Genomic DNA, 6,369 nt, shown 5'->3' on the forward strand with positions numbered 1-6,369 from the left:
ACCTACTGCTATGAGCAGGCCCTACCTGATGAACTTATTACTCTTTTTTAAAAATTCGGATTACTTCGCTTCGGTCGTTCCGCCCCACAACTCGACACGGTCCTTCACCAGCTCGGTGTACTGCTGTTCCATTTTTTCCGCACCGGCGGCATTCAGTTCCTTGATCATGTTGTCATAAACTGCATCGAATTTGTCCGGCGTAGTCAGGATTGCTTCCGGAATACGCTTACGGATAATGTCCTGCGTTTTCTGGTACGTTACCGTGTAATCAGAACCTTCTTCAACCGAAATGTTGTACGCTGCTCCCCAAGGCTTAACCGGGAAATCCTTCTCTGAAGGGAACAGGTCCTTCCAGGTCGTAGCGCCGTAAGCTTTCAGCGTTTCTTTCTCGGCTTCCGTGTAGCTAGCTACGATTTGATCCGGGAAGTTCGTTGTATAGTAGCTGCCTGATGGATCTTTCACGCCATCACCATAGTGAGCGGAGAAAGTCGTGTACAGGCCGATGCCCGATGTTTTCGTAAAGTTGGAAGCGTCTTTGATTTTCTTATCCTGAATTTCTTGAGGAATGACGCGCTTGCCATCTACAACATTGTAGTGCTTGCCTTCGATACCCCAGTTGATCAATACTTGCCCTTCGTCGGAAGCGAGCCAATCCAGGAATTTAATCGCCCGAACCGGATCCTTACAGTTGTTCGTGATACCGATGCCCCATCCGGATGTAAAGCCTGTGTCCTGGAAGGAGTGGTCCTTATATTCTTCGGACAAGGTTACCGGCAGGTGAGCGTAAGTTCTTTCATCCTTGCCAGCAGATTTCAATGCGTTCTCTGCGTCGGAGTAACCCCATTCCTGGTCGATCAGGCCAAGCACGCGTCCGCTCGAAATTTTGGACTTATACTGGTCGCTCTTCTGCACAAACGTTTCCTTATCCAGCAAGCCTTCGTTGTACATATGGTTCAGCCAGCGGAAGTACTCTTTTTCCTCCGGACGCTTGTAGTGCAGCTGAGCCTCATAGGTTTGCGGATTGATGAAATATTCGCCGTCGTCCGGTGCTCCTGTTGCGAGGAACGCCGGGTTCGTTACGGTGATCATGATTCTCCAGTCGTCCGCATCCAGCGTTAACGGAATGGTTGGCTGGCCGTCAATCGTTGGATGCTTCTCTTTATAAGCCTTCAGCACATTCTCAAAATCCTTGACGGTTTTTACTTCCGGATAGCCCAACTCTTTCAGCACGGCATTCTGGATTTCAAAGCCGCCGCCGGCGTCAAAATACTGCTGGTTCACCGCCGCATTGGTCGGCAGCACATAGATGGCTTGGTCATCGTTGCTGTACTTCAGACGGTCCATGTAACCGCCATATACCTTCTTCAGGTTTGGCGCGTACTTGTCGATCAGATCGGTCAGGTCGAGCATCGCGCCGGCATCCACCAGCTTGTTGACGTCGCCTTTCGCGAAGATCAGGTCCGGATAGTCACCGCTCGCGGCCATCAGGGAAATCTTATCCTGACCTCCGCCGGATACGGCATACTCCGCGTTGATCGTAACGCCTGTCTTCGCAGTGATTTCCTTGCCGACTTCATCCTGCATTTTGTTCCAGTTTGGACTCGCATCCGCACCGAAAAAACTGAAGGTGATCGGCGATGTCGTATCGCCTGTATCTTTGGCCGCGGTATCCTCCTTGCCTCCGCCGCAGCCCGCAACCGCTAGCATTGATGCGATGATCAGAGAAATCGCGGTTACCTTGAACGCTTTCTTTGGCATTGCGTAAACCCTCCCCATGATGTCTAATCTTTTTCTTTATCTATTTTGTATAACAGGCTAGCCTGCTGATACCTCTATATAAGAATGTAACTTCTGAAAAAGCGTTATTTTACGATTTGACCGCGCCCAGCGTCATGCCGCTGACAAAATATTTCTGCAGGAACGGATAGACGATCAGGATCGGCACGGTCACGACGATGGTAATGGCCATCTTGATCGATTCCGGCGAAATCTGGGCCATTTGCTTGGCCATATCGTTGGCGTTGATCGCTCCGCCGCCCTGTTGCGTGCTCTGCAGCACCTTCATCAGCTCGTACTGCAGGGTGGTCCAGGTGGCGTTGCTGCCGTTGTACAGGTACGTATCGAACCAGGAGTTCCACTGACCTACGGCAAGGAACAGCGCGATCGTCGCAAGAACCGGTTTACAAAGCGGCAGGATAATGCGCCAATATACCGTAAAATCGTTGGCTCCGTCCAGCTTGGCCGATTCCTGAAGGGCATAAGGCAAGCCGTCGATAAAGGAACGGACGATAAATACGTTGAATGCACTGACGAGACCCGGCAGAACATATACCCAGAACGTGCCGATCAGGTTCAGGTCCCGCATCAGGATGTATCCCGGGATCAGGCCGCCGGAGAAGTACATCGTCATCGCCAGGAATGTCGATACGAACTTCCGGGCCTGAAAATCAGGCCGGCTGAGCGTATAGGCCAGCATCGATGCGCTGAGCAGCCCCAGAACAGCACCGACGATCGTACGCAAAATGGAAATTTTCAAGCCTTGAAGCAAAGTGTCATAAGCAAATATCGTCTTATAGTTTTCAAATGTGAACGCACGCGGCCAGATGGTGATGCCACCACGCACCGTATCGATGGAATCGTTCAGCGATATGGCGAGCACGTTCAGAAACGGATACAGCGTAACGATCAGCACGATCGCCATGAAGATGATGTTGCATATATCGAAGATCTTATCGGATCGGGTCGCATTAAACGCTTTGTTTGGCATCTCGACTTCTCGCCTCCTACATAATGCTTTCTTTCGTAACCTTTTTGAAAATGCCATTAGCCGTAAACAACAGGATGATGCTGACTACAGAGTTGAATATGCCGATGGCGGTACCGTATGAGAACCTGCCCATATTCAGACCGTAATTCAGTGCGTACAGATCGAGAACCTCCGAGTAATCCGTCACCAGGTTGTTGCCGAGCAGGAATTGTTTCTCGAAGCCGATGCTGATCAAGTGGCCAATCGACATAATCAGGAGTACCGAGATCGTCGAGCGGATGCCTGGCAGCGTAATGTGCCACATCTGTCTCCAGCGGCTCGCGCCGTCGACGCGGGATGCTTCGTACAGCTCCGGGTCAATCCCTGTAATCGCTGCCAAATATATGATCGTATTCCAGCCTGTTTCCTTCCAGACATCGGAACCGGTTACAATGTACCAGAACCAGTTTCCCTTCGCCATGAACTGTATAGGTTCGTCCGTGAGGTGGAGCGCCATCAGAATCTGGTTGACCGCACCGCCGTCGATTGAAAGCATTTTCGTAATAATGCCTGCTACAACGACCCAGGATACAAAGTGCGGCAGGTAAGAAACCGTCTGCACGAACCGTTTGAAGAACATACCACGCAGCTCATTAAGGAGAATCGCAAAGAAGATCGGAACCACGAATCCCAGAATGAGGCCCATGAAGCTCATCGCCAGCGTGTTCCGCAGCACCAGATAAAACCGGTCGTCTTGGAACAGCTCGTGGAAATATTTAAATCCTACCCATTTCTGCTCGGAAAATGACCTTGCCGGTTTGTAGTTTTGAAAGGCCATCGTCCAGCCCCAAAGCGGCAAGTAACTGAACACGAACACCCAAATGACAAAAGGGAGCGACATTAAATATAAATATTTTTGCTGGAGCACCGTACTCCAGAAGCCGCGCTTTCGTTTACGCTTTGGTGCTTTAGCAGTATCTTGACCGCTGCGGGGAATGGTGTTAGGTGTGAGCGCTTCCATTCAATAACCCCTCCTCTAATTGATAACTCAATCTTACTAAATGAAGCGCTTATAAAAATACCCATCGGATTTCACCTAAAATCATATAAAAATTAGATATAACGCTTTCAAAGTCGAAATTTGACATGACTTTACACAAAAATCCCCCCAAAAATCTAATTTTCAGGGAGAAATTCGCCTCGAAAACGTTTTTGAAAGACGGTATAGCCAAAATCATCCTGCAGGATCTTGAAAGCTAAGAGACTACTCGGAAGGCTCCTTTTTCCGAAATGACGACGGGGATGCCCCGACGTATTTCTTGAATTTGCTGTGAAAATAGTCCACGTTCGCATATCCGACACATGCCGCCACTTGATGCACCTTGAGTCCCTGGTATAACAGCTCCTTCGCATGCTCAATCCGCACGTTGTCGAGGAACGCGTTGAAATTCTCGCCCGTATAGTTTTTGAACATTTTCCCCAAGTAAGCGCTGTTGTAATTAAACACTTGGGCCAGGAGCTCCAGCTTCAGGTTCTCCTTGTAGTTCCGGTGAATAAAATCGATCATCTGCTTCAGCACAGCATCCTTGCTCCCGCCACCGATCCTCTCGATCAGGCTGCTCAAATGGGCGGCCGCTACCGCTTTCAGCTGCTCCCATGTCGGCTGGCGGAACGCCTCCGTAATGAAGAGCGGCGCATCCTGCAGCAGTGGATACAATGCCTGGTTCTGTCCCGACAGCTTGTTGATGGCCATGGTCAAAATATGGGTCACCGCCGACTTCACGGCCTGCTCAGCCTGCCCGAAACCGACAACCCGCTCCTCCAGCTCGTCAAAAAAGCGGCCGACCGCTTCCATGCTGCGGATGTCCAGCGCATAATACAGCATATCCGACAGTTCGATTTCTCCCGTTGGATCGAGCGGCGCCTTCTCCGGGTATGACTCTGCCATTAGGGTCAAATCCCCGGGCAGCATCAAACGCTCTTCATGGAACAGAAAACGATGGTGCAGCAGCTCGGCGGCCTCCGCATACGATTGTCCAATGAGCGAAATATCGGTGACCGTTCCCCCGGCGGCGGCAAACCAGCCCTTGTTATCCGGCAGCAACGCATTCCATACCGCGTAACAGTGGGCAGCATCGTCTTCCCGGGACATCCCCCGGTCCCACAGCAAAGCTTCATATGCCCCCGCTGGAAACACAATGACGCGATCCGATTCGTCAAAATGGCCCGACAGCTTTCGTCTTAAGGCGGCTAAAGGTGCATCGTCCGCCGATCCATGGATTTCGAGCAGGACGATCTGATACCTCTTCCAGTCCACTTGAGACCTTCGCGGATCATCGGTTCGTCATCCACAATCAAACGTTAAACATGCATTTNTCCCCCTGTTGGTATCATGAATTCCATCTTGGTTCCCTGTCCCGGGATACTCGTAATATGCAGTCCGAAGTCGTCTCCATACGTCAGCTTAATTCGCTGATGGATGTTCCGCAAGCCGATGCGGTTGCCTTCCCCCTCTTCCGCATCCAGCGTCGACAGTACGAATTGCCTGCGTTCCTCCGACATCCCGGCCCCGTTATCGATAACCTCGACATGCAGCATATCTCCTTCATCGAGCAGCGGACGCGCAGCATCCCGTCCACTTCCTTGCCTTCCAGGCCATGGATAATCGCGTTCTCCACCAGCGGCTGAATGATCAGCGGCGGAAGCAGCACCCGTTCGGTTTCCGGTTCGAGGATCAGCTCGTAGCTCAAGCGGTCCTCATAGCGGAACTTCTGGATTTCCAAATACGCGCGGACAATTTCCATTTCCTCTTTCAGCGTTTTTTTCACACTGCCGATTTCGAGATTTTTGCGCATCAGCTTGCCCAGCAGCCGCACGATGTTGGCGATCTCCTTCTCCCCGTTCAAATGAGCCTTCATCCGGATCGATTCCAGGGCATTGAACAAAAAGTGCGGATTGATCTGGCTGGCCATCATTTTGAGCTTGATTTCTTTTTGCGCAACCTCAAGCTTGGTGTTCTTCTCATTGCTCTCATACACCTGGTTCAGCAGGTCGTTGATGCTACGGACCATATAGTTGAACTGGCGGGAGAGCTGCCCGATTTCGTCATTGCCGTCCAGGAAGGAAATCGTATCGAAGTTCCCCCGGGCCACCTTGTTCAGCTGTCTGCTCAAATGCAGAAGCCGGTTGGTCGTCAGCTTGGATACGACGAATATCAGCGTAAGTGCCAGGATCAGCACACCGATCACCAGCGCCATGCCGATCCATCCGACCTTTTTGGCGTCCTGGACAATCCCCTGGGTCGAAAAGACCGACACGACGCTGAGCCCATTCAAGCTCGTCTGCGGCGTCAGCTTGTCCACGATAATGTTAGAGGACACCCCGTTGACGCGCCGGCTGATCGTCTGTTCCTGTCCTTGATGCATATCGATGTTCAAATCCAGCTGTTTCAGCGTTTTGCCGACGTTCTGCGGATTTTTGGCGGCCACAATGTATCCGCTGTCATCCGCAATGAGCGTGTTGAACGTTTCCTTGCTCAGGATCGAGTTCAGCATGCTCTGGTTGAGCGTAATGACCAGCACTCCCGGGGTTCGGTAATCCTTGAACTTGATCCGGCGCACCAG

Annotated in this window: 5 protein-coding genes and 1 pseudogene; all 6 read right to left on the bottom strand. The window is 51.4% G+C overall.

Translation table 11 applies throughout. The annotated features are described in order from the left end of the window. Positions 1 to 60: 60 nt before the first annotated feature. Entirely contained in the window at positions 61 to 1,758 is a 1,698-nt protein-coding gene (locus CPT76_RS02440; protein WP_105441816.1) for an ABC transporter substrate-binding protein, read from the bottom strand. A gap of 109 nt (positions 1,759 to 1,867) precedes the next feature. Then, entirely contained in the window at positions 1,868 to 2,767 is a 900-nt protein-coding gene (locus CPT76_RS02445; RefSeq protein ID WP_076170554.1) for a carbohydrate ABC transporter permease, read from the bottom strand. 16 nt (positions 2,768 to 2,783) lie between these two features. Beyond that, positions 2,784 to 3,767: an ABC transporter permease gene (locus tag CPT76_RS02450; protein WP_105441817.1), complete on the bottom strand. Its 984-nt coding sequence runs from the start codon at positions 3,765 to 3,767 to the stop codon at positions 2,784 to 2,786. Between the two features lie 243 nt (positions 3,768 to 4,010). Then, positions 4,011 to 5,063, bottom strand: a complete 1,053-nt coding sequence (locus CPT76_RS02455) for a helix-turn-helix domain-containing protein (RefSeq protein ID WP_105441818.1) — start codon at positions 5,061 to 5,063, stop codon at positions 4,011 to 4,013. 44 nt (positions 5,064 to 5,107) lie between these two features. Continuing rightward, entirely contained in the window at positions 5,108 to 5,344 is a 237-nt protein-coding gene (locus CPT76_RS38735; RefSeq protein ID WP_308737498.1) for a sensor histidine kinase, read from the bottom strand. Positions 5,345 to 5,553: 209 nt separating this feature from the next. After that, positions 5,554 to 6,300: pseudogene (locus CPT76_RS41175) on the bottom strand (sensor histidine kinase); the annotation flags it as partial. Between the last annotated feature and the right edge of the window lie 69 nt (positions 6,301 to 6,369).

This window comes from Paenibacillus sp. AR247 (assembly GCF_002968895.1).
In the GTDB taxonomy this organism is placed as follows: Bacteria; Bacillota; Bacilli; order Paenibacillales; family Paenibacillaceae; genus Paenibacillus_AQ; species Paenibacillus_AQ favisporus.

Bases quoted from the DNA above. Each gene is read 5' to 3' on its own strand.
- CPT76_RS02440 (WP_105441816.1), bottom strand. From the start codon at position 1,758: ATGCCAAAGAAAGCGTTCAAGGTAACCGCGATTTCTCTGATCATCGCA.
- CPT76_RS02450 (WP_105441817.1), bottom strand. From the start codon at position 3,767: ATGGAAGCGCTCACACCTAACACCATTCCCCGCAGCGGTCAAGATACT.
- CPT76_RS02445 (WP_076170554.1), bottom strand. From the start codon at position 2,767: ATGCCAAACAAAGCGTTTAATGCGACCCGATCCGATAAGATCTTCGAT.